Annotated in this window: 4 protein-coding genes; all 4 read right to left on the bottom strand. The window is 43.6% G+C overall.

The window, feature by feature from the left end; genetic code table 11:
* Window positions 1-61 precede the first annotated feature (61 nt).
* Window positions 62-457 carry an IgG-binding virulence factor TspB family protein gene (locus HMPREF2959_RS03310; protein ID WP_002215798.1) on the bottom strand — a complete coding sequence of 132 codons (396 nt, stop codon included), beginning with the start codon at window positions 455-457 and terminating at the stop codon, window positions 62-64.
* Window positions 441-758: a DUF1132 family protein gene (locus tag HMPREF2959_RS03305; protein WP_002216597.1), complete on the bottom strand. Its 318-nt coding sequence runs from the start codon at window positions 756-758 to the stop codon at window positions 441-443. Before HMPREF2959_RS03305 ends, HMPREF2959_RS03310 begins: the two co-directional genes overlap by 17 nt.
* Before the next feature lie 127 nt (window positions 759-885).
* Complete coding sequence (locus HMPREF2959_RS03300) at window positions 886-1,164, bottom strand: hypothetical protein (protein ID WP_002223477.1); 279 nt, start codon at window positions 1,162-1,164, stop codon at window positions 886-888.
* A 6-nt stretch (window positions 1,165-1,170) separates the two neighbouring features.
* Window positions 1,171-1,378, bottom strand: a 208-nt coding sequence (locus tag HMPREF2959_RS03295) for a major capsid protein (RefSeq protein ID WP_070696388.1), incomplete at its 5' end; no start/stop codon positions are given.

Raw genomic sequence — 1,378 nt, 5'->3', positions numbered from 1 at the left:
TCCTCCCCGGATACCCGATAATCAGGCATCCGGGTTACCTTTTAGGCGGCAACAGGCGCACTTAGCCTGAGACCTTTGCAAATTTGTCGGTTTCGGGGTCGTATTGGTAGCCTCGTGCCTGTATGTCTTCTTTGAAAGTTTCGTATACGTCATGGGCTAAAAGGGCTGTTCCGACATAGGGAACCGCCCTTGTGCTGAATTTCGCGCCTAAGCGGGCAAGTTTGCCGCCCCCCGCCAATACGCCGGCGCGGGAAATGCTGGCGGTTATTTTGGCGTTGATTCGGGCTTTTGCGCCCGTAGGGATGTGTGTTAAATCTACCGTTTTTATTAAATCAGATGAATAAGTTTTACTATTTTTAGGTACAAACTTATGAATTTTCGCACCTTGTCCGGTATCAACTGAAACAGTTTCAGATATTTTTACTGCATTTGCATTCGCTTCAAACGAATACATCATCAAAATTGCAATTATCGACAATTTCGCAAAATTCAAATTTGTATATTTTATGACCATCTTTCAGGGATTCTTTAATTACCATTTCTGAATTATCAGAAAATGAGATTAGCCAAATATCATGTTTAATTCTTCTATTCCAGAAAAAAGAGAAACAATCAATAACATTTTCAGACTTATTAATCTTCGCAAATTCAACAAATTCAGATTGCGCTATAACCGCCATCGATTGCCCAAAATACTTGCTTGACGGCTGATATTTATAAAGTGCCAACTGCGCCTGAGTGATAAACGGCTTGTTCATGGTTCTGCCTTTCAAAGGTTGTTTTGAAAGCCTGATTTTGACACCATAACTTCATGCGCTCAATTCTTAAACAGAACCGCCCCGATTAATACGGGTACGGAAACGCCGAGATAAAAATAAAAATCCATCATTTCAAAACCTTTTTCAGCAGGGAAACAAAGTAAACGGATGCCATCACGCCGAATACTATCCAGCCTGTTTCAAGACCGCTTTGCAGGTTGTCTTTCGGACTGCATTCCGCCAATAAAAGCCTTAGCGGCTGACCGTCCGACATCTTCCACAGGCTGCCGTTATATTCCGGCCTGACAATCTGTCCGTTTTCTTTGATTCTTGGTACTACCAAGCTGAAATAAAGGTTTTCAGCCTGGTGCTTCTCAAGACATTTATTTCCGACTTGGTAGTACATGCCGTCTTACTTCATCACTCTCTTAACGATGGAAAACACAAAAAGCGCGGCGAAAACGCCCACTACAATCCAACCGGCTTCCATACCGTCCGCTTTTGCGGCTTCCAAAGCGTTTTTTGCCGTATCGGGCAACGTTGTATTTGCATGTGCGGCCAAAGCCAGGGGAGCAGCTGTTACAACAGCCAGTTTTGCGCCGTATTTACGGCAGGTGTTA

The organism is Neisseria sp. HMSC070F02 (assembly GCF_001814225.1).
GTDB lineage: Bacteria > Pseudomonadota > Gammaproteobacteria > Burkholderiales > Neisseriaceae > Neisseria > Neisseria meningitidis.
Note: the sequence above shows the minus strand (reverse complement) of the source record. Positions and strands in the feature narration are given on the sequence as shown.

What these genes read in the sequence shown, in the direction of transcription:
- HMPREF2959_RS03310 (WP_002215798.1), bottom strand. Translation starts at nt 457, where the DNA reads ATGATGTATTCGTTTGAAGCGAATGCAAATGCAGTAAAAATATCTGAA.
- HMPREF2959_RS03305 (WP_002216597.1), bottom strand. Translation starts at nt 758, where the DNA reads ATGAACAAGCCGTTTATCACTCAGGCGCAGTTGGCACTTTATAAATAT.
- HMPREF2959_RS03300 (WP_002223477.1), bottom strand. Translation starts at nt 1,164, where the DNA reads ATGTACTACCAAGTCGGAAATAAATGTCTTGAGAAGCACCAGGCTGAA.